The sequence below is a fragment of the Erwinia rhapontici genome, from assembly GCF_020683125.1.
In the GTDB taxonomy this organism is placed as follows: Bacteria; Pseudomonadota; Gammaproteobacteria; order Enterobacterales; family Enterobacteriaceae; genus Erwinia; species Erwinia rhapontici.
This window is the reverse complement of record NZ_CP085627.1, coordinates 3,576,519-3,598,553: the sequence shown is the minus strand read 5'-3', so window position 1 is coordinate 3,598,553 and position 22,035 is coordinate 3,576,519. Positions and strand designations below refer to the sequence as shown.

At 57.5% G+C, this 22,035-nt stretch carries 17 protein-coding genes and 3 pseudogenes; 18 read left to right on the top strand and 2 right to left on the bottom strand.

Annotated features, from left to right (window positions below; translation table 11 throughout):
- The first annotated feature begins 102 nt into the window (after positions 1–102).
- Positions 103–2,031 (top strand): methyl-accepting chemotaxis protein, encoded by a 1,929-nt coding sequence (locus tag LJN55_RS16655; RefSeq protein ID WP_227534898.1) that lies wholly within the window; start codon positions 103–105, stop codon positions 2,029–2,031.
- 45 nt (positions 2,032–2,076) lie between these two features.
- On the opposite strand, the gene LJN55_RS16650 is transcribed toward LJN55_RS16655, so the two are convergent.
- Positions 2,077–2,286: a hypothetical protein gene (locus tag LJN55_RS16650; protein ID WP_133841237.1), complete on the bottom strand. Its 210-nt coding sequence runs from the start codon at positions 2,284–2,286 to the stop codon at positions 2,077–2,079.
- Positions 2,287–2,499: 213 nt separating this feature from the next.
- Here LJN55_RS16650 and LJN55_RS16645 point away from each other — a divergent pair, with 213 nt between their 5' ends.
- The gene (locus LJN55_RS16645) at positions 2,500–3,747 is read left to right on the top strand and encodes a mechanosensitive ion channel family protein (protein WP_227534897.1); all 1,248 of its coding nucleotides are present in this window, start codon (positions 2,500–2,502) and stop codon (positions 3,745–3,747) included.
- A 69-nt stretch (positions 3,748–3,816) separates the two neighbouring features.
- Here the strand turns inward: LJN55_RS16645 and LJN55_RS16640 are convergent, their stop codons facing one another.
- The gene (locus tag LJN55_RS16640; protein WP_227534896.1) at positions 3,817–4,056 is read right to left on the bottom strand and encodes a hypothetical protein; all 240 of its coding nucleotides are present in this window, start codon (positions 4,054–4,056) and stop codon (positions 3,817–3,819) included.
- Between the two features lie 485 nt (positions 4,057–4,541).
- Between LJN55_RS16640 and tssB the strand changes: the two genes are divergently transcribed.
- From tssB to LJN55_RS16565, 16 genes and pseudogenes are all read left to right on the top strand, one after another.
- Positions 4,542–5,039 (top strand): type VI secretion system contractile sheath small subunit, encoded by a 498-nt coding sequence (gene tssB, locus LJN55_RS16635; RefSeq protein WP_200642855.1) that lies wholly within the window; start codon positions 4,542–4,544, stop codon positions 5,037–5,039.
- 27 nt (positions 5,040–5,066) lie between these two features.
- The gene (gene tssC, locus LJN55_RS16630; protein ID WP_227534895.1) at positions 5,067–6,614 is read left to right on the top strand and encodes a type VI secretion system contractile sheath large subunit; all 1,548 of its coding nucleotides are present in this window, start codon (positions 5,067–5,069) and stop codon (positions 6,612–6,614) included.
- Between the two features lie 15 nt (positions 6,615–6,629).
- The gene (tssK, locus tag LJN55_RS16625; RefSeq protein WP_227534894.1) at positions 6,630–7,964 is read left to right on the top strand and encodes a type VI secretion system baseplate subunit TssK; all 1,335 of its coding nucleotides are present in this window, start codon (positions 6,630–6,632) and stop codon (positions 7,962–7,964) included.
- Positions 7,961–8,635 (top strand): type VI secretion system protein TssL, short form, encoded by a 675-nt coding sequence (tssL, locus tag LJN55_RS16620; RefSeq protein WP_227534893.1) that lies wholly within the window; start codon positions 7,961–7,963, stop codon positions 8,633–8,635. The genes tssK and tssL overlap by 4 nt, the downstream gene beginning before the upstream one ends.
- On the top strand, positions 8,632–10,371 hold the full coding sequence (locus LJN55_RS16615) for an OmpA family protein (RefSeq protein WP_227534892.1): 1,740 nt from the start codon (positions 8,632–8,634) through the stop codon (positions 10,369–10,371). Before tssL ends, LJN55_RS16615 begins: the two co-directional genes overlap by 4 nt.
- A 3-nt stretch (positions 10,372–10,374) precedes the next feature.
- The gene (locus tag LJN55_RS16610) at positions 10,375–10,854 is read left to right on the top strand and encodes an Hcp family type VI secretion system effector (protein ID WP_227534891.1); all 480 of its coding nucleotides are present in this window, start codon (positions 10,375–10,377) and stop codon (positions 10,852–10,854) included.
- Between the two features lie 384 nt (positions 10,855–11,238).
- Positions 11,239–13,893 (top strand): type VI secretion system ATPase TssH, encoded by a 2,655-nt coding sequence (gene tssH / locus LJN55_RS16605; protein WP_227534890.1) that lies wholly within the window; start codon positions 11,239–11,241, stop codon positions 13,891–13,893.
- Entirely contained in the window at positions 13,890–16,268 is a 2,379-nt protein-coding gene (locus tag LJN55_RS16600; protein ID WP_227534889.1) for a type VI secretion system Vgr family protein, read from the top strand. The genes tssH and LJN55_RS16600 overlap by 4 nt, the downstream gene beginning before the upstream one ends.
- A 3-nt stretch (positions 16,269–16,271) precedes the next feature.
- A complete protein-coding gene (locus LJN55_RS16595; RefSeq protein WP_227534888.1) occupies positions 16,272–17,030 on the top strand; it encodes a DUF4123 domain-containing protein in 759 nt (252 codons plus the stop codon).
- A gap of 134 nt (positions 17,031–17,164) precedes the next feature.
- Entirely contained in the window at positions 17,165–17,755 is a 591-nt protein-coding gene (locus LJN55_RS16590) for a DUF3304 domain-containing protein (RefSeq protein ID WP_227534887.1), read from the top strand.
- Positions 17,743–17,964, top strand: a pseudogene (locus LJN55_RS16585) (hypothetical protein); the annotation flags it as partial. The gene LJN55_RS16590 and the pseudogene LJN55_RS16585, both read left to right, overlap by 13 nt.
- 113 nt (positions 17,965–18,077) lie before the next feature.
- A pseudogene (locus tag LJN55_RS24065) lies at positions 18,078–18,345 on the top strand (DUF3304 domain-containing protein); the annotation flags it as partial.
- Positions 18,319–18,672: a DUF3304 domain-containing protein gene (locus LJN55_RS24060; RefSeq protein WP_407647813.1), complete on the top strand. Its 354-nt coding sequence runs from the start codon at positions 18,319–18,321 to the stop codon at positions 18,670–18,672. The pseudogene LJN55_RS24065 and the gene LJN55_RS24060, both read left to right, overlap by 27 nt.
- Positions 18,660–18,881, top strand: a pseudogene (locus LJN55_RS16575) (hypothetical protein); the annotation flags it as partial. The gene LJN55_RS24060 and the pseudogene LJN55_RS16575, both read left to right, overlap by 13 nt.
- A gap of 113 nt (positions 18,882–18,994) precedes the next feature.
- Complete coding sequence (locus LJN55_RS16570) at positions 18,995–19,588, top strand: DUF3304 domain-containing protein (RefSeq protein ID WP_227534885.1); 594 nt, start codon at positions 18,995–18,997, stop codon at positions 19,586–19,588.
- Positions 19,576–22,029, top strand: coding sequence for a T6SS phospholipase effector Tle1-like catalytic domain-containing protein (locus tag LJN55_RS16565; RefSeq protein WP_227534884.1), 2,454 nt, complete (start codon positions 19,576–19,578; stop codon positions 22,027–22,029). Before LJN55_RS16570 ends, LJN55_RS16565 begins: the two co-directional genes overlap by 13 nt.
- Positions 22,030–22,035 lie beyond the last annotated feature (6 nt).

Below are 22,035 nucleotides of genomic sequence, written 5' to 3'. Positions count from 1 at the left end.
ATGGTATGTCGATAGAACTTACCCGCATAACAATAAAAATCACTTTTCCTTTGGCTTATCTCTGATTGTCGATTTTCAATTTTATTTTCCGAGGTAATCATTATGTCGTGGGTTCCCGTTCGTTTATCAGGGAAATTGACGTTAGGTGGCGTGTTTATGTTGTTGCTTACCTGCGTCATCGTCTACCTGGCGATTTCACTGCGCGGTCAGCCGCGTGTGATCGATGCCAGCAACAGCTTAATTCAGCAAACCGGTGAGAATATCGTCGGTCAGCTTAACCAGCAGCTTATCCGCATTGAAGGGGAAGGCGTCAGCCTGGCCCGCCTGGCCGAAGTGCTGCCACATGATGACGCGCTGGTGAAACAGGTCTTGCCACAAATCATCGACAGCAAAGGGGATAAAAGTATCGCCGGGGGAGGTATCTGGCCGGAGCCCAACGCGTTCAGTGAGGGGGTGGCTCGCCGCAGTTTCTTCTGGTCGCGTAACGCCAGCGGTGGGCTGGATTACTCGGACGGCTACAACGACCCGGCCGGCGCGGGCTATCACAATGAAAGCTGGTATACCTCAAGCCGCACGGCGTCTGCCAACAAGTGCAACTGGTCCGAAGTTTACCAGGACCCGGTTTCCAACGTGAACATGGTCACCTGTAGCGTACCTTACAGCCACGGCGGCGCTTTTGCCGGGGTCGCGACCTTTGATGTGCTGCTGGATAATCTTTCCGGCTTTATGCAACGTAACGGCAGCAATACCGGCGGCTATGCTTTCGCCCTCGATCAGGCCGGTAACGTGCTGTATTTCCCTGGTATAAAAGATAAGGCACTGAAAAAATTCAGCGATCTGGCGCAGCAGCAACCCTGGCTGGCTCCGATGGTTGCCGGGGTCAAAACGGCAGGGTCGGCCAGCGGCAGCACTACACTCAGTGCCATCAGCGATGAATGGCTGCACCAGGAGGCACAGGTCACCCTGTTCCGCATGGCGGATACCGGCTGGATTATTGGTCTGGTCACGCCTCAGGCCGCCGTTACCGCACTGGCACACAACATCATGCAGGACATTTTTGTGCTGCTGATTCCGTCACTGTTCGTGCTGCTGATTGCCTCGTGGTTTATCTCGCGTCAGATTTCAGGGCGGCTGGAGTCGACCCGTAAAGCGCTGGATGATATCGCGCACGGTGATGGCGATCTGACCCGACGCCTGGATACCTCAGGCCGCGATGAAATCGCCGATATTGCCGTATCCTTCAACCAGTTTGTCGACAAGATTGCCGGGGTGATCACCAACGTGCAGTCGAGCGGTGTGCATGTGGCACACAACGCCAGCGGGCTGGAGCAGAGTAACCAGGAGCTGACCGACAAGATCAGCGAACAGGCGGCAGCGGTGGAAGAGAGTGCGGCAGCGATGGAGCAGTTGAATGCCACCGTGCAGCAGAATGCCGAGAATACCCGCCTGGCCGATTCCTTCACCGAGCAGACGGCGCAGATCGCCCGCAGCAGCAGTCATGTGATGCGACAGCTGATCGATACGATGGAGACCATCAAAGTCTCTTCCAGCCGTGTGGGTGAGATCCTCAGCGTGATTGATGGCATTGCGTTCCAGACCAATATCCTGGCACTGAACGCGGCGGTTGAAGCGGCGCGCGCCGGGGAGCAGGGGCGCGGTTTTGCCGTGGTTGCTGCTGAAGTCCGTGCGCTGGCCCAGCGCAGTGCAACGGCCGCACAGGAGATCAAAACGCTGATCGGTCAGTCGGACAGCAATGTGCTGACCGGCAGTAAGCTGGTGGAAGGCGCAGGACGTCAGTTAGAAGAACTGGTGAAAGATGTGCTGAAAGTGAAAGAAGTGGTGGGAGAGATCCGCGTAGCCGGTGATGAGCAGAGCAAAGGTATTGCCGAAGTGACGCTCGCCGTATCGCAGATGGAGCGTACCATTCAGCAAAATCTGGCACTGGTTCATCAGACAGCGGAAAATACTCACGCCCTGCATGCGGAAGCCTCGCAGCTGGCGGAAGATATTTCGGTGTTTAAAGTCGTGTAATCCCATCATCCCGCCCGGGTATCAGCCGGGGCGGGATGATATCGCTTAACGAATATAACCGCGTATCACATCCGCAATGGCTTTATTCGCTTCACGTCCATCGCGGTGTTCCACTTCTTCCGCAATTTTCTCCAGGTACTTATTCAGCTTGCCGCCGGTCGGGACATTGCCGTAAGCGATGAGCATCTGGACAATATTTCTCAGCGCAAGAACTTCTAAAGAGAGGCGTTCAACAACGGGGTCTTTATCTGGCATAGGATGCTCCGGTACAACGGTCAATAACAATCCTTTTAGGTTACCCGCTATCCGTTCGAATCAATCGGCAGAGTATCGCTGTTTTTCGCACCGGTTTGTCACGTAAACCCCATTTTTCTCTGTCATTGTAAATGTCGGGACCACGGACCGCTAAAGGTTGAACCTGGCATCTTCAGAGGGCATGATCGCCCCTCGTTTTATAAAGGAGGCGTTATGCAGCAGTTGGCTACATTTCTGAAGCAATATGGAATAGAACCAGGTCACCCTACCTCGCTGATTGTGATTGTTGGCATCATTTTTCTTACCGCATTAATCGTGCATTTTATTCTGCACCGCATTGTCTTGCGGGCATTTGAACGGCGTGCGCAGGGCAGCAACCACCTGTGGCTGCAAATCATTACCGGGAACAAACTCTTCCACCGGCTGGCCTTTATGCTGCAGGGGATGATCGTCAATCTCCAGGCCGTTCTGTGGCTGGAAAAAGGCAGCGATGCCGCCCTGATCCTGTCCACCTGTGCCCAGCTGTGGGTAATGATCTATGCATTGATGTCATTCTTCTCACTGCTTGACGTGATCGCAGGCCTGTCGCACCGGTTTGCGTTTGCGGCGCAGTTCCCGCTGAAGGGGATCTTCCAGGGCGTGAAGCTGCTGAGCGCAATCGTCATTGGCATCATGATGATCTCACTGCTGATCGGCAAATCCCCTGCGATCCTGATCAGTGGACTGGGCGCAATGGCCGCCGTACTGATGTTAGTGTTTAAAGATCCGATCTTAGGCCTGGTGGCGGGCATCCAGCTTTCTGCCAACACTATGCTGAAATTGGGCGACTGGCTTGAGATGCCGAAATATGGCGCCGATGGTGCGGTGATCGACATCGGGCTGACCACGGTGAAAGTGCAGAACTGGGATAACACCATTACCACCATCCCGACCTATGCACTGGTATCCGACGCCTTTAAAAACTGGAGCGGTATGTCAGCCTCCGGTGGGCGACGGATTAAGCGCTGTATCAATATCGATACCACCAGTATCCGTTTCCTCTCAGACGCGGAGCATGAAAAACTGATGCAGGCCCGCCTGCTTAAGCCGTATATGGCGGCGCGCCAGGAGGAGATTAACAGCTGGAACGGGCAGGGCGACGTTGCCGCCGCCTCCGTACTGAATCAGCGCGGTATGACCAACGTGGGTACGTTCCGCGCCTACCTGACTGAGTATCTGCGCCAGCATCCGTCGATTCGTAAAGACATGACGCAGATGGTACGTCAGCTGGCACCGGGCGCCGAGGGTCTCCCCATTGAGATCTATGCGTTTACCAATACCGTTGCCTGGCTGGAGTATGAAAGCATTCAGGCCGATATTTTCGATCATGTCTTTGCGGTAGTGGGCGAGTTTGGTCTGCGGGTGCATCAGGCACCGACCGGCAGTGATGTGCGGGCGATTGCGGGTGTTACTTCTTCTTAAACACGGTGCTGGTGGGTATTGGGGCTAAATAGGTTAGCCCCTTACTTCAATGATAAGGCTACCCAGCAGTCAGGTATCTTTGAGCTTCCTGCACCGATGCTGCTGGTAAAACCCGCCTGCCAGCGCGCCGATCACCGTTAAAAGCGAAGCAGTCATCAGAAACAATCCAACGTTTTGATTCATCTCATCATCACTCAGCACCGGGCCGACGATCAGATCGGACAGCAGTGGAAATACAGCAAAGGTTACGCCAAATCCCACCACCGCGCCTAAAAACGAAAACAGAAAAAGTTTCATCGCACCTTGCAAAACCCCACCTTTAGCGTTCAGTCACAAAGCCCATTTATTAACACATTTCCGTTTAGCAAAAAGTCCAATGTGGGTTTTGCCACGAAGGAGTGTTTCTGCACCCACTATTTCAACGTTTCAATGGATTCAGCATCAGTTCTGTCAATCAGGCAGGCACAGTTAAAATGTCAGTTAGTGATAGTTGTTTTGGTAACTGTAATCATTATTAACAATTAAAATTTCGTGATGATATAAGCAAGCTAATGGCAATAGTTCCTGACGTTTACGGCTGATTTATTCTTTTTTTTCCAGATAACGCCAACGATTATGTGACAACCTTCCTATCACCCTAACGTGGTATTAGAGAAAATTCCTATATAAATCAGATCACAATTTCCATTGGTGAGAGTTGCCAGCGGTGGGCTGGCTGCTATATAGTCGCACCTGTACACATAGGGAAAGTGTGCGTAATGCCTGCTTTCATGCCCATTTTTACAGGAATAAATATGAGCAACTCTTATCAGAATGAAATCCCAAAAGCGCGTGTAAACATTAAACTGGACGTGCATACCGGAAACGCGAGTAAGAAAATGGAGCTGCCGTTAAAGCTTTTAGTCACTGGCGACTTCAGCAACGGACAGGAACAACGTGTGCTGTCCGAACGCGAAAAACTCAATGTTAACAAGAACAACTTTGACAGCGTGCTGGCAGAGTTCTCCCCGGCATTAAACATCTCGGTAGAAAACACCCTCACCGGTGACGGTAGTGAAGAGAATGTCAGCCTGACCTTCCGCGAGATGAAAGACTTCACGCCGGAGCAGGTCGCCCGCCAGATCCCACAGCTTAAAGCCATGCTGGCGATGCGCAACCTGCTGCGCGACCTCAAAGCCAACCTGCTGGATAACGTCACCTTTCGCAAAGAGCTGGAAACCATCTTGAAAAACCCGGCACTGAGTAAGGAACTGCGTAGCGAACTGTCTGCCCTGGCGCCTGAAAAAGCCTGATCCCCCTTCACGGAATGAAAAGAGAAAATGCTGATGTCTGTTCAAAATGAAACTCACTCTGCCGGTGCTGCCACCGTGCTGGATCGCCCGGCTGCGGGCGGTGTTTATGCTTCCCTGTTTGAAAAAATCAATCTCAACCCGGTGTCGCACCTTAGCGACCTGGACATCTGGCAGGATAATCAGGCGATGTCCGATGCCAGCATCGACGAGCGTGTCACTGCCGCGATGAAAGTGCTGGTTGAGTGTCTGAACCAGTCAGGTTCGACGGTCGATAAACTCGATAAGAATCTGCTGGACCACCATATCGCCCGCCTGGATGCGCAGATCAGCCGCCAGCTGGATGCCGTCATGCACCATGATGCGTTCCAGCAGGTGGAATCCCTGTGGCGCGGCCTGAAGTCACTGGTGGATAAAACCGACTTCCGCCAGAACGTCAAAATCGAAATCCTCGACCTGTCGAAAGAGGACCTGCGCCAGGACTTCGAAGATGCGCCGGAAATTATTCAAAGCGGGCTGTATGCGCATACGTACATTGCTGAATACGACACCCCAGGCGGCGAGCCGATCGGTGCGCTGATCTCCTCTTACGAATTCGACGCCTCGGCACAGGACGTGGCGCTGCTGCGCAACATCTCCAAAGTGGCGGCCAGCGCCCATATGCCATTTATTGGCTCCGCCGGCCCGCAGTTCTTCCTGAAGGACAACATGGAAGAGGTGGCGGCGATAAAAGATATCGGCAACTACTTCGACCGCGCTGAATACATCAAGTGGAAGTCATTCCGCGACACCGACGACTCGCGCTATATCGGCCTGACCATGCCGCGTGTGCTGGGCCGCCTGCCGTACGGCCCCGACACCGTGCCGGTGCGCAGCTTCAATTACCTCGAAGAGGTGAAAGGCCCGGAGCATGACAAATACCTGTGGACCAACGCCTCGTTCGCCTTCGCCGCCAACATGGTGAAAAGCTTTATCAATAATGGCTGGTGTGTGCAGATCCGCGGCCCACAGGCCGGTGGGGCGGTGGCGGATCTGCCGATCCATCTGTACGACCTGGGCACCGGCAACCAGGTGAAAATCCCATCAGAGGTGATGATCCCGGAAACCCGCGAATTTGAGTTCGCCAACCTCGGTTTTATCCCGCTGTCGTACTACAAAAACCGTGATTATTCGTGCTTCTTCTCCGCCAACTCAACGCAGAAACCAGCGCTGTACGACACCGCCGATGCCACGGCGAACAGCCGCATTAACGCGCGCCTGCCGTACATCTTCCTGCTGTCGCGCATTGCGCACTACCTGAAGCTTATTCAGCGCGAAAATATCGGCACCACCAAGGATCGCCGCCTGCTGGAGCTGGAGCTGAACACCTGGGTACGCGGTCTGGTGACGGAAATGACCGATCCCGGCGACGAACTGCAGGCTTCGCATCCGCTGCGCGATGCCAAAGTGATCGTGGAAGATATTGAAGATAACCCGGGCTTCTTCCGCGTCAGGCTGTTTGCGATCCCGCACTTCCAGGTGGAAGGCATGGACGTCAACCTGTCTCTGGTTTCTCAGATGCCAAAAGCGAAATCGTAACGCGGAGTATCAGGGATGAAAACGGAACAACCGCTGTGGGGCCGGGGCGTGATGGTCTCGCCACAGCATTTCCAACAGCAGGCCGCGTATGCGGCCTGGTCGACGGAATGTATTGCGCAAATGGGGCTGAATCATCCCTGGGGCGTGATCCATGCTGAGTTCGAAGCCGATGTTTTGAAACTGGGGCGCTTGCAGGCGCGCCATCTGCATGTGCGTTTTCAGGACGGCACGCTGATCGACACCAACAACGGTGACGATCTGCCGCCAGTGATTATGCCTGAGGGCAATGATGTCGTGGTGATGCTGGCGCTACCGCTGCTCCGGGCGAATGGCGGTAACTGCCTGCAACCCGATGAGGTTGCCGAACGTCCGGTTCGCTATCGCCAGCGCTGGCGCGATATCCGCAATCAGTTTGGCGACGATACCCGCCAGATTGCGGTGATCAAACCCGAGCTGACGCTGCGTTTTGCCCATCAGAACAACAGTGATTACCTGGTCTGCCCGGTCGCACGTCTGAAGCAGGACAGCCAGGGTGCCTGGACGCAGAACGACACCTTTCTGCCCGCGCTACTGACCGTGCAGAGCAGTCCGTGGCTGCTGAGCCAGCTTGAACAACTGATGACGCAGCTGCGCGCACGCCTTAACCGTCTGATGGCGATGCGCCGTGAGAGTAACGAACGCATGGCGGATTTTGCCGTTGCCGATGTGTCGTTGTTCTGGCTGCTCAACGCGCTAAACAGTGCGGAGCCGGTATTAGGTCAGTTTCTGCGTTTTCCGCAAAGTGCACCGGAGCGTCTTTATCCGGAGCTGGCCCGGCTGGCAGGCAGTTTGCTGACTTTCTCGCTGGAGCACCAGGTGAGCGCGATCCCGGTGTATCAGCACGCGGAACTGAATGCCGTTTTCCCGCCTCTGTTCGATTTGCTGAGCGATCTACTGGAAGCCAGCCTGCCGTCGCGTGTTGTTTCCATTGAGCTGGAGCATGACAAGCGCCTGCACCAGTGGCTGGCCCGTCTGCAAGAGCCGCGACTGCGCGAAGATGCCGATTTTTACCTTTCGGTACGGTCCTCGCTTCCGGTGGCGCAACTGCAGGAACAGTTCCCACGCCAGTGCAAAGTCGGCAGCCCGGATGAGGTGACCGGCCTGGTGAATACGTCACAGCAGGGGATCCCGCTGAAATCACTGCGCCACGTTCCCGCCGCGATCCCTCTACGTATGGAAAATCAGTATTTTGCCCTCGACCTGGCTCACCCGGCCGCCGCAGAGATGCTGGCAAGCGGGAGTTGCATGTTTTACGTACCGGGCATGCTCGGTGAACCTGAACTTGAACTGTTTGCGGTGCTGAGAACATGAACCAGAAAAACGAGTGTGATATTGACGCGCTGTTGCAAAACAGCTGGCTGCAGGTCATCAGCCTGCGTCACGGCCCGGAATTTAAGGACGGGGAAGGGCGAGTGCTATGGCAACGCTGTGTGGCAGAGGTGGAGAAAGTGCAACTGGCGATGAAAGCGTCCGGATACAGCGCCCGGAGCTGCGAGCACGTTCTCTATGCGCAGTGCGCCCTGATTGATGAGGTCGTTAAGGGGCGCGGCGTGCAGGATGATGCCTGCGTACAGTGGTATCACATGCCGCTGCAGGGGCATTTTCTCGGCACGGTAGATGCCGGCGATCACCTCTGCAATCGCATGCGTGAGGTGCTGCACGAGCCTGCACCGGATGCGGCGGTATTCATCTGCTTTCAGCGCGTGATGCTGCTGGGCTTTCTCGGTGGCTATGGTTCGCTCAACGATCCAGAGCGGGAAACGCTGGTGCAGGCGCTCAATGCGCAGGTACCGCCATTGAGCGGCCCGCAGGCGCAAACCACACTGGCGAAAAGCCCCTCGCGCACGGGGATCGGCGTGTGGTTATCCCACTGGCCGCTGCGTATTGGTTGTTCCGTCCTGCTCCTCGCTGCCGTCTGGTGGGGCCTGAATCACTGGCTGAACAGCCTGGTGGCCTCGCTGTTGCCGGGAGTCGTTCAATGAGTCCTGCGCGACAACGCATGCTGGCGCTATGGGTTGTCCTGCTGGTTGCCGTGATGCTCTTGCCCGTTCCCCCTGCAATGGTCGTGCTGCTGTTGCTGGCCGGGGCGGGGCTGATGGTAGCCGTGAGGGTGGCGGCCCATCGCCGCCTGCCGCCGGAAGCCATAGTGTGCGCTGAGGATCTGCCCGATGCAGCTTACCGTCAGCCAGTGGTGCTGGTCTGCGGCGATAGTGCACAGCCCTGGCCGCATGATTCTGCGGTTCTGGCCGTGTCGCATGGCTGCTGGCTGCGGGTAGAAAAATATCAGGAGCTGGATGTGGTAGCGCGTCAGCTGCTGTCATTGCGCCCGGAGTGGGGCCGGCAACTGTCGGTAATGGTCTGCGTTTGTCCTCAACAGCATCAGGATAATAAGACGCTCATCAGCCGCTTGCTGGCACTGCGCTGGCAGATAGGCCAGTTGCGGCGTGAAACCGGCTATTCCCTGCCGCTGGTCCTCAACGGACAGGTGGGCAGTGGACGGGTCAGTGCATCTCTCTGGCAGGCCGCGATGCCTGGGCAATCGGTTCAGGTATGGCGTGACAGTACCGCACCCTGTGCCTTGAACACTTGGCTGACCGCGGGTGGCAGTACGGCTTTACAGCAGCAGGTAGTGATGAACAGCCTGACGGACTGGTTTCAGCAGAATGTTGTTGCCGTCTTTACCGACAGCAGCCCGGATATGCCCGCCGTCATCCCTGCGAGCGTTGTCTGGGGGCTGAGTGGCGCTCTGGACGGGGCATTAACAAGCTCGCTCTGGACGCGCTGGCTGCAACAGCATACCGGGCTGGCACAGGTTGCAGGCTGGTTACCCGCAGAAGATGCGCCGCATTTGTCACTGTTGCCGGCGTTTGTACTGCCATTGCTGCCTGAGGGGCACGGACTGACGCCACGGCAGCGGGCCTGGCGTGCTGGACTGTGGATGGCGGTCATGGTGGGCGTTGTCGCGCTGTGTTGCAGCACCTGGAATAACCGTCAGCTGTTACAGCGTGTGGTTTTTGATATGGCTCACTATGAGCGTATCGGCATGACCGATTACGCAGAGAAAGCGGCGGCGGTGAGCGTGTTGCAGCAGGATGCTGCTGAGCTGGACAGGTATGCCCGCCACGGGCCCCCTTTACGACTTGGCCTGGGTCTGTATCAGGGGGAGAAAATGCGAATACCGCTGCTGGAGGCTATTCGCTCTTACGTTCCACCGCCTCCGCCTCCGCCTCCGCCTCCGCCTCCGCCTCCGCCTCCGCCTCCGCCTCCGCCTCCGCCTCCGATGAAAGAGAAAGTGGAGACGATCATTCGCCTCGACGGCATGTCGCTGTTTGATTCTGGCAAGGCGGCGCTGAAAGACGGTTCAACCAAAACACTGGTCCATTCACTGGTGGGGATTAAAGCAAAGCCGGGCTGGCTGATTGTGGTCAGCGGCCACACCGATAACACCGGTAACCCCCAACGGAATCAGGCGTTGTCTCTGAAGCGCGCCGCAGCGGTGCGCGACTGGATGCGCGACACCGGCGATGTGCCGGAAAGCTGTTTTGCGGTGCAGGGGTATGGCGAAAGCCGTCCTGTGGCACCCAACGACACGGCAGAGGGCCGCGCCCTCAATCGCCGGGTCGAAATCAGTCTGGTGCCGCAGGCGAATGCCTGTCGGGCAGCGGAAAATCAACCGGTATCAGGAGTTGATGCCGGGATCACACCAAGCAAGGAGTAACACATGGCAATTCCAGTCTATCTGTGGCTGAAAGACGACGGCGGTGCGGACATCAAAGGTTCCGTGGATGTGAAAGACCGTGAAGGCAGCATCGAAGTGGTGGCACAGGAACACAACCTGTACATCCCGACCGACAACAACACCGGCACGCGGGTTCATACACCGTTCATGTTCACCAAGGAAATCGACTCGTCCAGCCCGTATCTGTACAAGGCGGTGACCACCGGTCAGACCCTGAAATCAGCCGAGTTCAAGTGGTACAAAATCAACGATGCGGGCCAGGAGGTGGAGTACTTCAACACCAAACTGGAGAACGTCAAGCTGGTGAAGGTGAACCCTGAGATGTACGACATCAAGGACCCATCGAAAGAGAAGCACAACCACCTGGAACGCATTGAACTGCGCTACGAAAAAATCACCTGGACCTACAAAGACGGCAACATCATTCATTCCGATTCGTGGAACGAACGCACGACTGCCTAAATTACCCGTCATTCTTCGCGCTGCAGGTGCGTTGGCTACGTTCGCTCGCCCCGGTCACATAGTTATCTATGTGACCGGGGACTTGCTCACTTGCCGCGTAACTCGACCCATGCTGGGTCTCGCCCCTTCGGGGCCAGCACGAGTGCTGTTCAAAACGCAATGCGTTTTGTCCTGCAACACGAATTATTTAGGGTAATAGATCATCGGCAGGCGGTTCGCCGTCTGCTGTTTTGTTTGCTGAGCCGCTACCCGCGTGGCGGCTCAGCAAACAACCCTACAACCAGCTGCCTTTTGACCTGATGCGCTTCGGGTTCCTTACTGAAAGGAATGGCGACGGGCGGTAGCGTGTCTGAATCTGATTCACTACGGAAGAGAGAACAAAACATGGAAAACCAGTCAGCCATCCTGCTACGTCGTTTAAACCCCTTCTGCGCCCGTGCGCTGGAAGCCGCTGCCACGCTGTGCCAGACCCGCGCCCACAGCGAAATCTGCACGGAACACTGGCTGCTGAAACTGCTGGAACAGGGCGAAGGAGATATCACGGTTATCGCCCGCCGTTACGAGTGGGATATGGACAGTATCTGGCAGGATCTGCTGGGCTGGCTGGATAACCTGCCGCGATCGGTACGCACCCGTCCGCAACTGTCGGAATCGTTGTTAAGCCTGATTAAGCAGGCCTGGCTGATTGCTTCGCTGGAGGAAGACGGCACGGCCATACGCAGCCAACATCTGCTGGCGGCGCTGATCGAGAAGCCCGCCCTGATTGCCTGCGACGGGGTGTGGCCGCTGCTGAGCCTCGGCCGTGTGCAGCTGGAACGTCTGCGCCCGCTGCTGGACGCACAGTCCGACGAGCGTGCGGAAGTACAGCAGCAGGAAAGCCTGAATGCATCGCCGTCCTTGCCGCGGGAGACGGATACGGAGGCCGCTGCAGCGGACGGCAGCGCGCTGAGCGAGGCATTACAGGCGGCGCTCGACCGTTTCACCCTCGACGTCACCGCCAAAGCCCGTGCGGGAAGCATCGACCCGGTGTTTGGTCGCGATACCGAAATCCGCCAGATGGTTGATATCCTCTCGCGTCGTCGCAAGAACAACCCGATTCTGGTCGGTGAGCCGGGCGTGGGGAAAACCGCGCTGGTCGAAGGGCTGGCGCTGCGCATCAGTGAGGGCAACGTGCCGGACAGCCTGAAAACCGTCAGCGTGCGTATGCTGGATCTCGGCCTTTTACAGGCAGGTGCTGGCGTGAAAGGCGAGTTCGAGCAGCGCCTGAAGAACGTGATTGCGGCGGTGCAACAGTCGCCGACCCCGGTGCTGCTTTTTATCGATGAAGCCCACACCATTATCGGCGCGGGCAACCAGGCGGGCGGGGCCGATGCCGCCAACCTGCTGAAGCCCGCGCTTGCCCGCGGCGAACTGCGCACTATCGCCGCCACCACCTGGAGCGAATACAAACAGTATTTTGAGAAGGACGCCGCGCTGGAGCGCCGTTTCCAGAGGGTGAAAGTTGACGAGCCGGATGATGAGACCGCCTGCCTGATGCTGCGCGGCCTGAAGTCGCGCTACGCGCAGCATCACGGCGTACACATCACCGACGATGCGGTCAAAGCGGCGGTCAACCTGTCCCGCCGCTATCTGACGGGGCGTCAACTGCCTGACAAGGCGGTGGATCTGCTCGATACCGCCAGTGCCCGCGTGCGCATGAGCCTGGATATCCTCCCGGAAAGCCTGACATCTCTGCAAGCAGAGGTTGCCTCACTGGCGATGGAGAAACAGGCGCTGCTGGACGATGCCGCCGTTGGCGGCCTGGTGCACAGTGAGCGTCTGGCGCAAATCGATCACCGCGCAGCAGAACTCAACGCGACCTTACAGCGGCAGGAAGAGCAGTACAGCCGTGAAGCAGCCATCACGCGCAGGCTGCTGATTTGTCGCAGCGATATCCGCAATCAGGCAGATATTGACGATCTGCAGCATCAGCTGCTTACCGTGCAGCAGAATAACCCGCTGATTGGGCTGGATGTTGACGTGCGAATGGTCGCCGGGGTAGTGGCTGACTGGACGGGGATCCCCCTCTCCAGCCTGCTGAAAGACGAACAAACCGGATTGCTGACCCTGGAAGCGCAGATGGAAAAACGCGTGGTGGGCCAGGACACGGCGCTGAAGGCGATTGCACAGCGACTGCGTGCTTCAAAAACCGGGCTGGCTTCCGATAACGCCCCGCTGGGCGTATTCCTGCTGGTCGGGCCCAGCGGAACGGGAAAAACCGAAACCGCGCTGGCGCTGGCCGATGTGTTGTTCGGCGGCGAGAAATCACTTATCACCCTCAATCTGTCGGAATACCAGGAGCCGCACACCGTCTCACAGCTGAAAGGTTCGCCGCCGGGCTACGTGGGCTACGGGCAGGGCGGCATTCTGACGGAAGCAGTACGTAAACGTCCGTACAGCGTGGTGCTGCTGGATGAGGTGGAAAAAGCGCACCGCGATGTGCTGAACCTGTTCTATCAGGTGTTTGATCGCGGTGTTATGCGCGACGGCGAGGGGCGCGAAATCGACTTCCGTAACACCGTGATCCTGATGACTTCTAACCTCGGCAGCGACGCCATCATGCAGTTGCTGGAAGATCAGCCGGAGGCCACGGAAGGGGATTTACAGGAATTGCTGCGCCCGACGCTGCGCGACCACTTCCAGCCCGCGCTGCTGGCCCGTTTCCAGACGGTGATTTATCGCCCGCTTGCGGAAGACGCGATGCGCATTATCGTCAGCATGAAGCTGGAGCAGGTGGAAAAACGCCTGGCGCGTCACTACGGCCTGAAAACCACACTGGGTGACAGTCTGTCGGCGGCGCTGACCGCCGCCTGTCTGCTACCGGACACCGGCGCACGTAATATCGACAGCCTGTTGAACCAGCAGATCCTCCCGGTACTTAGCCAGCAGCTTTTGCAGCATATGAGCGCGAAGCAAAAACCGCAGCACCTCACAATGGACTGGGATGACGAGGAAGGCATTATTCTGGCGTTTGACGCCACCAGGGAAGGTGAATCATGAGCACCCATCCCCTCTCTTTTTTCAGCCACAGCCACCACCTGCTGGCAATACGCGGCTGCACCGCTGAACCCGACGTGCTGGCCTTTCAGGGCGAGGAGCGCCTGAGCGAGCCGTTCCGCTGGCGCATCGAATTTAACAGCGCCGACCACGGCATCACCCGCGAGGCGATGCTGATGAAGCCCGCTTCGCTGACCCTGCAGGCCCCGGTCGCCCAGGCCTGGGGCGTGCGGGTTCAGCAGCCGGTGCGCGTGGTGCAGGGCGTGGTCACCGGCTTTGAGCGCCTCAGCACCTCCGCCGACCAGACCCTCTACGCCGTCACCCTTCAGCCGCGCCTGGCGCTGCTGTCGCGCAGCCGCCACAACGCCATTTACCAGCACCTGTCGGTGCCGCAGATAGTGGAAAAAATCCTGCGCGAGCGCCACGGCATGCGCGGCCAGGACTTCGTTTTCACCCTGCAACACGCGTACCCGCCACGCGAACAGGTGATGCAGTACGGCGAGGATGACCTGGCGTTTATCACCCGCCTGCTGGGCGAGGCGGGCATCTGGTTCCGCTTCACCACCGATACCCGCCTGAAGATTGACGTGATGGAGTGCTTCGACGGGAAGCAGGGCCACGTGAAAGGGCTGATGCTGCCCGCGGTGCCGCCGTCCGGCCTGCACGATGCAGAGACCGACTCGGTGTGGGACCTCGCCAGCCGCTCTGCGGTGGTGGAAAAAAGCGTCAGCGGGCGCGACTACAACTACCGCAACGCCACTGAGGACATGAACGTGCGCGCCGACGTCACCGGCGGCGACGACACCACCTACGGTGAGTCGTATCGCTGGGGGGAGAATTACCTCACGCCGGGCGACGGCTACAGCCACCGCCCGGAGCCTGAGAGCGGGGCGTTCTACGCCCGCCTGCGCCACGAGCGCTGCCTGAACGGCCAGACGCGGGTGTCCGCCGTCACCAGCTGCGCCACGCTGGCCTCCGGCGGCGAGCTGAAGGTCACCGGGGGGACCGGGGTCAGCGACGTCTTCCGCCGCGGCGTGCTGGTCACGGCGACGGTCAGCACCGCCCGGCGCGACCGCAGTTTTGAAACCGCCTTTGAGGGCATTCCTCTGAATAACCGCTACGGCTTCCGCCCGCAGCCGCCCGTGCCCCCGGCAATGGCGGGCACGCTGCCCGCGCGGGTGACCAGCACGCGGATAAACGACCCTTACGGGCACATCGACCGCGACGGGCGCTACCGCGTGAACATGCTGTTTGACCGTGACGGCTGGGAAACGGGGTTCGAGAGCCTGTGGGTGCGCCAGGCGCGGCCTTACGCGGGGGACACGTACGGGCTGCACCTGCCGCTGCTGGCGGGCACGGAGGTGGCGATTGCCTTTGAGCACGGCCACCCGGACCGGCCGTACATAGCGGGTGTGCTGCACGACTCGGCGCACGGCGACCCGGTGACCATCCGCAACTATAAGCGCAACGTGCTGCGCACCCCGGCGAACAACAAGCTGCGGATGGACGACACGCGCGGGCAGGAGCATATCAAGCTGAGCACCGAATACGGCGGCAAGAGCCAGCTGAACCTCGGGCACATCGTGGACGGTGAGAAGCAGAAGCGCGGGGAGGGGTTCGAGCTGCGCAGCGACGGCTGGGGGGCGATCCGTGCGGATAAGGGGCTGTTTATCACGGCGGACGGGCAGGCGAAGGCGCAGGGGGCGGTGCTGGAGATGGCACCGGCTATCAGCCTGCTGAAAGGGGCGCTTAGTCAGGCTACGCAATGGGGCAGCATTACCCAGACTCACCACAACTACAACCCTGACACCCTGGGGTTGAAAAAACTGGTTAGCCGCGCAGACCCGCTTAAAGGCCCGATGCTGTTAATGAGCGCGCCACAAGGCATAGGTGCAGTGACTCCGGAAACCCTGCTGCTGCACAGCGGCAACGGGCTGTATATGCAGAGCCTCGGCGAAGTGAACATCGCCAGCGCACAGCGTCTGTCAGTGAATGCCAGCCAAAGCATATCCCTGCTGGCTCAAAACGAAGGCATGCGTCTGGTGTCCGGCAAAGGCCCGCTGGAGATTGAATCACATGGCGATGTCCTTTCACTGACCGCCCTGAAAGATGTCACCGTGCAGTCAACCCAGGGACATCTGCAACTGACGGCTAAAAATGGCATCACGCTGGGCTGTGGCGGGGCTTACATCCGCCTTACGCCGCAGGGAGAAGTGCAAATTCACGGGCCGGGCCTGATCAGCCTGAAAGGTCAGCACGATCTGCAAGGCCCCGCCAGCAAGGACTTCCCGCTGCCGGAAATGCCGGCAGCGGTATGTAAAGCGTGCATGAAAAGAGCCCAGGAACGGGCGCAGGTCTTAGTTACGAGGGAAGGATAACGCATGGAAAATATCACAGTATGGCTGGACAGGGTGCAGCACACCTGTCAGCAGTTCGGACAAAGCTATATTGATATCATCATCGACCAGTGTGGTTTGGATTTTTCAGTGATCCCCGCTTTGTCAGGTTTTTCACCGGAAATAAAGTGGTTTTCCCTCTATGAGGGGCTACCAGAAGATATCTATCGGGAGGATGCCCCTTTACTGGCACGCATTGAACTGGGGGAGCCGCAGCAGGTCCGCTGGATGTACGATCTTGCGCGGGAAGTACATCCCTCAGCACCACTGCTGGTGATGGGATCGCTCTGGACGCTGCCGTCGCTGGCAGCCTGGCTGGGCCGATGCGTCGATGCCAGTCTCGAGGGACGCGGGGGGATATTCCGCTTCTGGGATACGCGAATTTTCCCCTATCTGTTTAGCGATATCCTTGCTGATGAGGAGAAAAGCCAGCTCCATCAGCCGGCACTGTTCTGGAGCTGGATGAACCGGGATCACCAGCCAGCGTTGCTGATGGGTGATGGAACCTTTGCAGATATTGAAGCCTGTCAGCAAATTACCTTCACGGATACACAGTACGAAACGCTGATGTGTTTATGCGATACAAAACGCTTTTTAACCCTTGAACTACTTCCCCGAACATTATTTACCAACAATGAAGAGATGTTTTCAGCATGTTTTCACGCGATGTTGGAAACAACGAAACAGGGGATACTTTTTGCAGAAGATCGTGATGCCTGGGTTATAAAGCATCTCAAGGTATAGAAGGGATTTCTGTAATGGATGCCATGAATAGGAGAGGTATCTAAAAATGAAAAAACAATGCCACTTCTAATGGCACTTCTGTTAAGCGCAGGAAAATAAAATTGCCTGCGCTTAATAACATAAGGATGTGAATAATGATTTTTAAAATATACAGCATGCTGTGCGCAATATTACTGCTGGCGGGATGCGGCCAGCAGCGTGCGCAGGCGGAATATCATGGCGGCGGAGGCACCATCGAAGCCATTAACCATACCAAATGGGCCATCGAGTTTAGTGTTAACGGCCAGTCCGGCCTCGATAATATCGGCCCGTACCAGGGAGGGGGGGGGGGATGCTGCTTCGGCGTACCGAAACTGTGGCAGCAGGGAATGACGGTCAGGGTGGACTGGGAAACCTCGGTCGCTTTTGCCAGCGATGTTCCTGAAATACCACAACCAAAACGCCCTAATTTAGCTCACCTTGATGTTAAAACAGCAGACTTGAAAGCTATTCAATATGCCGAAAAATATCAGGCATGGCGGCAAAAAGTTAAAGCTATGAATGAGCAGCACTCAAAGGTAGTTCCGGTCCCTGATTACACCGGCCAGAAAACCTGCGGCATTACCGTGCATTTTCTGCCCTGCGACCAGGTGAAGGTGACCACCAGCTGCGCCGATTACGGTAATCCGCGCCACCCGATTAAAGAACCTTTACGGATGAAGGAGCCAAAAGTATGTCTGAAATAATCACCGATCTGGCCTGGTATCCCCCCCAGTTCCCTGATCAGGGAAGGCTGCCGTCGCAGGCCCCTGCGGTGGGCGCAAACTGCCGTAAGCAGGACAGCGAGGAGCAGAGATACCACGATGAGCTGTGCATGGCGGCCAACCGGCTGGTGGCACCGCCGTGTTGCAAGACCCTGCATATCAGCCTGTTTTTTGACGGCTGCGGGAATAATCCAACGATGAACTTTATGGGGCTAAAAATCATTCAGCCATGTCCATCCGCGGTGGGCAGGGTTCAATGATTTCAGGCAGTCAAACCGGAAAACACAATACAAGGAAGAGCGTAATGCAAATGAAAGTCTACAGCGTGCTGTGCGCAATATTACTGCTGGCGGGATGCGGCCAGCAGCGTGCGCAGGCGGAATATCATGGCGGCGGGGGCACCATCGAAGCCATTAACCATACCAAATGGGCCATCACTCGATTCAGCGTTAATGGTCAGTCTGGCCTTGATGTGATTGGTCCCTACCAGGGAGGGGGGGGGCGGTTGCTGCTTCGGTGCATCAGCAACGTGGCAGCCGGGAATGGTGGTCAGGGTGGACTGGGAAACAGGTGTGGCTTATGCAAGTGATGTACCCAATATACCCAAACCCAAACGTCCTACCCTGGATAACCTGGATGCCAAAACGGCAGATTTAAAAGCTAGCCAATATACTGAAGCACTCCGTGAATGGTACAAAAAAATCAAGACACTAAGCAAAACCCATTCACTACAGGTGCCGGTTCCTGACTACACCGGCCAGAAAACCTGCGGCATTGTTGTTCATTTTCTTCCCTGCGACCAGGTGAAGGTGACCACCAGCTGCTCTCGTTATGATTATCCCGATTACCCGATTAAAGAACCTTTACGGATGAAGGAGCCGAAAGTATGTCCGAAATAATCACCGATCTGGCCTGGTATCCCCCCCAGTTCCCTGATCAGGGAAGGCTGCCGTCGCAGGCCCCTGCGGTGGGCGCAAACTGCCGTAAGCAGGACAGCGAGGAGCAGAGATACCACGATGAGCTGTGCATGGCGGCCAACCGGCTGGTGGCACCGCCATGCTGCAAGACCCTGCATATCAGCCTGTTTTTTGACGGCTGCGGGAATAATCCAACGATGAACTTTATGAGGTTAAAAATTATTCAGCCATGTCCATCCGCGGTGGGCAGGGTTCAATGATTTCAGGCAGTCAAACCGGAAAACACAATACAAGGAAGAGCGTAATGCAAATGAAAGTCTACAGCGTGCTGTGCGCAATATTACTGCTGGCAGGATGCGGCCAGCAGCGTGCGCAGGCGGAATATCATGGCGGCGGAGGCACCATCGAAGCCATTAACCATACCAAATGGGCAATAAACCGGTTCAGCGTTAACGGCCAGTCCGGCCTTGATGTGATCGGTCCCTACCAGGGAGGGGGGGGCGGTTGCTGCTTCGGTGCACCAGCAACGTGGCAGCCGGGAATGGTGGTCAGGGTGGACTGGGAAACAGGGATCGGTAGCGCAAGCGATGTCCCTGAGTTACCAGAACCTAAGAAACCAATATTAGGTGTGCAGACTCGGGAAGAGTGGCATCAGGAATGGGTAGTTTACACTCAAAAGCAGCGTATGTGGTTTCAAAAAATAAAAGCCATGAACAAACAGCATTCCGCGTCAGTTCCGGTTCCTGACTACACGGGGAAGAAAACCTGCGGTATTACCGTACATTTCTTACCTTGTGATCAGGTGAAAGTCACCACCAGCTGCGCCGACTATGGCAATCCGCGCCACCCGATTAAAGAACCTTTACGGATGAAGGAGCCAAAAGTATGTCCGAAATAATCACCGATCTGGCCTGGTATCCCCCCCAGTTCCCTGATCAGGGAAGGCTGCCCTCACAGGCTGCGCTGGTGGGGGCAAACTGCCGTAAGCAGGACAGCGAGGAGCAGAAGTACCACGATGAGCTGTGCGTGGCGGCCAACCGTCTGGTGGCACCGCCATGCTGCAAGACCCTGCATATCAGCCTGTTTTTTGACGGCACCGGCAATAATCTCAATCACGACCTGTACGTTGCCAAACCGATGCACCCGACCAATATTGCCCGCCTGTTTCAGGCCACCATCGGCCAGGGCTATGCCGGCGGCCTGGGCAGTAAAAACCAGGAACTGACGGATATGCCGGACAGCGCCGGGAATAAGTACTACAAGTACTATATTCCCGGCGTGGGTACCCCCTTCCCGGAGGTGTCCGACCTTGACTTCAGCATGCTGGGGCTGGCGACCGCCAGCAGCGGCGAGGAACGGATTAACTGGGGGCTGCTGCGTATCATTGATGCCCTGCGTCGTACCTGCGGGCTGGACAGGCTGGATGATGCCGCCTGCTGGCAGTCCGTACAGGCAATGGGGACCTCGATGGCAAGCTTCGGTCTGACCGGCAGCAGCAACCGCTACGAGGCGTTCCAGCGCCTGCTGCAGGAGCCGGCGCTGGCGAAAGTTCTGCGCACCGCCCTTAATCCGGCCGGACCGGGCCAGGTCCGGCTGCTGGGGATCAAGCTGTACGTGTATGGTTTTTCACGCGGGGCCGCCGCCGCGCGCGCCTTTGTTAACTGGCTGAGCGGGCTGTTACCGAAACCTGAGGGCGAGGAGAAAAAACCGGCGCAGTGCCTGGCGGCCGGCGGCCTGAAAATCCCGCTCAGCGTTGAATTCCTCGGCCTGCTGGATACCGTGGCCTCGGTCGGCGTGCCGCATATTGCACCGGTTGCCGAAGGACATATGGGCTGGGCCGACGGCACCCAGGAGCTGCCGGCTGAGAAGGTCTACGGCGGGTTGATTAAGCGCTGTGTGCACCTGGTCTCCTCCCACGAGCAGCGCCTGTGCTTTCCGCTCGACTCCATTCGCCGCACCGATGGCCGCTATCCGGCCAACAGCGAAGAGGTGCTCTACCCCGGCATGCACTCGGACCTCGGCGGCGGCTACCCGCCGGGCGACCAGGGCAAGGCCAACGGGCCGGATGACGGCCTGCTGCTGTCGCAGATTGCCCTGCATGAGACGTATGCGGCGGCCTTTTCTGCGGGTGCGCCGCTAAAGGTGAGTAAGGATGCGCTGCCGGATAGCCTGAAAAAAGATATCTGGCGGCAATTAAACCCTGAACTTCAATCTGAATTCATCATTGATCCACTATTGGTGCAGCGTTTCAACGCCTGGCGTTCCCTGACCCTGAATCTTCCCCCCTCCACAGAAATCATCAGCGCTGAACAGGCCGTTCTCTATACCCCAGTCCGCGCCAGCGTCAGCCTGGAAAAAGCCCTCGACGAGCAGATCGCCTGGATCACCGCCTGGCGCATTGGCCGTTACGCGGGCGGCAGCTATAAAACCCAGCGCTTTTATGTTGACTCTGCCGCCAACGGGCTGGATAAACACAGCGATCCTGTCTTGCGAAAAGCTGATGAAGACAAGCGCAGGGCGGAACAGAAAGCGGTTGATGACGAGCGCAAAAAAATGCGCGACGGGATGAAAAAAGACGAATTTACGCTGCTGCCACAGGGGCCAAAAGACTTCGACGCCGCGCTGGGGCAGACCCAGCTACGCGAGGCGGCAGAAGAGTTTCGCCAGGATTATCAGGGTATCGCCCGGGAAGGTGACGGCGAATGGTATTACGAAGCCATTGCCGGGCTGCAAAACACCCTGTACCTGCTCAATACCGACAATGAGTACGGCGAGTGGCTGAAGATGAAAACCGCCGGTGACAGCCACCTCAAGGTGCTGTTCCCGGATGGCGGCGAAGCCACAAACGCGGAACAGCCAGCGGGGCTGGTGCGTGCGCTGTTTGATGACCAGGTACACGACTCACGCGCCTGGTTTATGTACAACGCCTTCGGTGCCCGTGAACCCTGGGGCGGCTACTTCCGCTACCGCATGGTCTATTTCGGTGAGAAAAGTAACAAACCGCTGTCGCCGCTGATGATCGCCGGTGCGGTGGTGGGCGCGGCGACTCTTGTCGGTGGCGTGGCGTTTATCATCAAACAGAAAAGGGTCACGGACAAGCTGCTGGGGGCAGCCGGAATGTTCGGCGCGCTGTCGCTGGAAACCCAGGCGGTGGATATTCTTTCCGGTAAACCAGTCTCGATGCTGCCGGGTGCCGGGTTGCTGAAGGCATTCACAACCGAGCCGGGTGAGGTGGTGGCGCAGCAAAAAGTGGCGATCGCGGCGCAACGGCTGGAGTTGGCTAAGTCTGCCATTCAGTCTGCCTGGCGGGAAAAAGCGCAGTCGGTCATCACCGCATAATAACAG

Excerpts from the sequence above, each read along its gene's own strand:
- LJN55_RS16610 (WP_227534891.1), top strand. The coding sequence starts at position 10,375 with ATGGCAATTCCAGTCTATCTGTGGCTGAAAGACGACGGCGGTGCGGAC.
- LJN55_RS16650 (WP_133841237.1), bottom strand. The coding sequence starts at position 2,286 with ATGCCAGATAAAGACCCCGTTGTTGAACGCCTCTCTTTAGAAGTTCTT.
- LJN55_RS16565 (WP_227534884.1), top strand. The coding sequence starts at position 19,576 with ATGTCCGAAATAATCACCGATCTGGCCTGGTATCCCCCCCAGTTCCCT.
- LJN55_RS16615 (WP_227534892.1), top strand. The coding sequence starts at position 8,632 with ATGAGTCCTGCGCGACAACGCATGCTGGCGCTATGGGTTGTCCTGCTG.
- LJN55_RS16570 (WP_227534885.1), top strand. The coding sequence starts at position 18,995 with ATGCAAATGAAAGTCTACAGCGTGCTGTGCGCAATATTACTGCTGGCA.
- tssK (WP_227534894.1), top strand. The coding sequence starts at position 6,630 with ATGAAAACGGAACAACCGCTGTGGGGCCGGGGCGTGATGGTCTCGCCA.
- LJN55_RS16595 (WP_227534888.1), top strand. The coding sequence starts at position 16,272 with ATGGAAAATATCACAGTATGGCTGGACAGGGTGCAGCACACCTGTCAG.
- LJN55_RS16655 (WP_227534898.1), top strand. The coding sequence starts at position 103 with ATGTCGTGGGTTCCCGTTCGTTTATCAGGGAAATTGACGTTAGGTGGC.
- LJN55_RS16645 (WP_227534897.1), top strand. The coding sequence starts at position 2,500 with ATGCAGCAGTTGGCTACATTTCTGAAGCAATATGGAATAGAACCAGGT.
- tssC (WP_227534895.1), top strand. The coding sequence starts at position 5,067 with ATGCTGATGTCTGTTCAAAATGAAACTCACTCTGCCGGTGCTGCCACC.
- LJN55_RS16590 (WP_227534887.1), top strand. The coding sequence starts at position 17,165 with ATGATTTTTAAAATATACAGCATGCTGTGCGCAATATTACTGCTGGCG.
- LJN55_RS16600 (WP_227534889.1), top strand. The coding sequence starts at position 13,890 with ATGAGCACCCATCCCCTCTCTTTTTTCAGCCACAGCCACCACCTGCTG.
- tssB (WP_200642855.1), top strand. The coding sequence starts at position 4,542 with ATGAGCAACTCTTATCAGAATGAAATCCCAAAAGCGCGTGTAAACATT.
- tssH (WP_227534890.1), top strand. The coding sequence starts at position 11,239 with ATGGAAAACCAGTCAGCCATCCTGCTACGTCGTTTAAACCCCTTCTGC.
- tssL (WP_227534893.1), top strand. The coding sequence starts at position 7,961 with ATGAACCAGAAAAACGAGTGTGATATTGACGCGCTGTTGCAAAACAGC.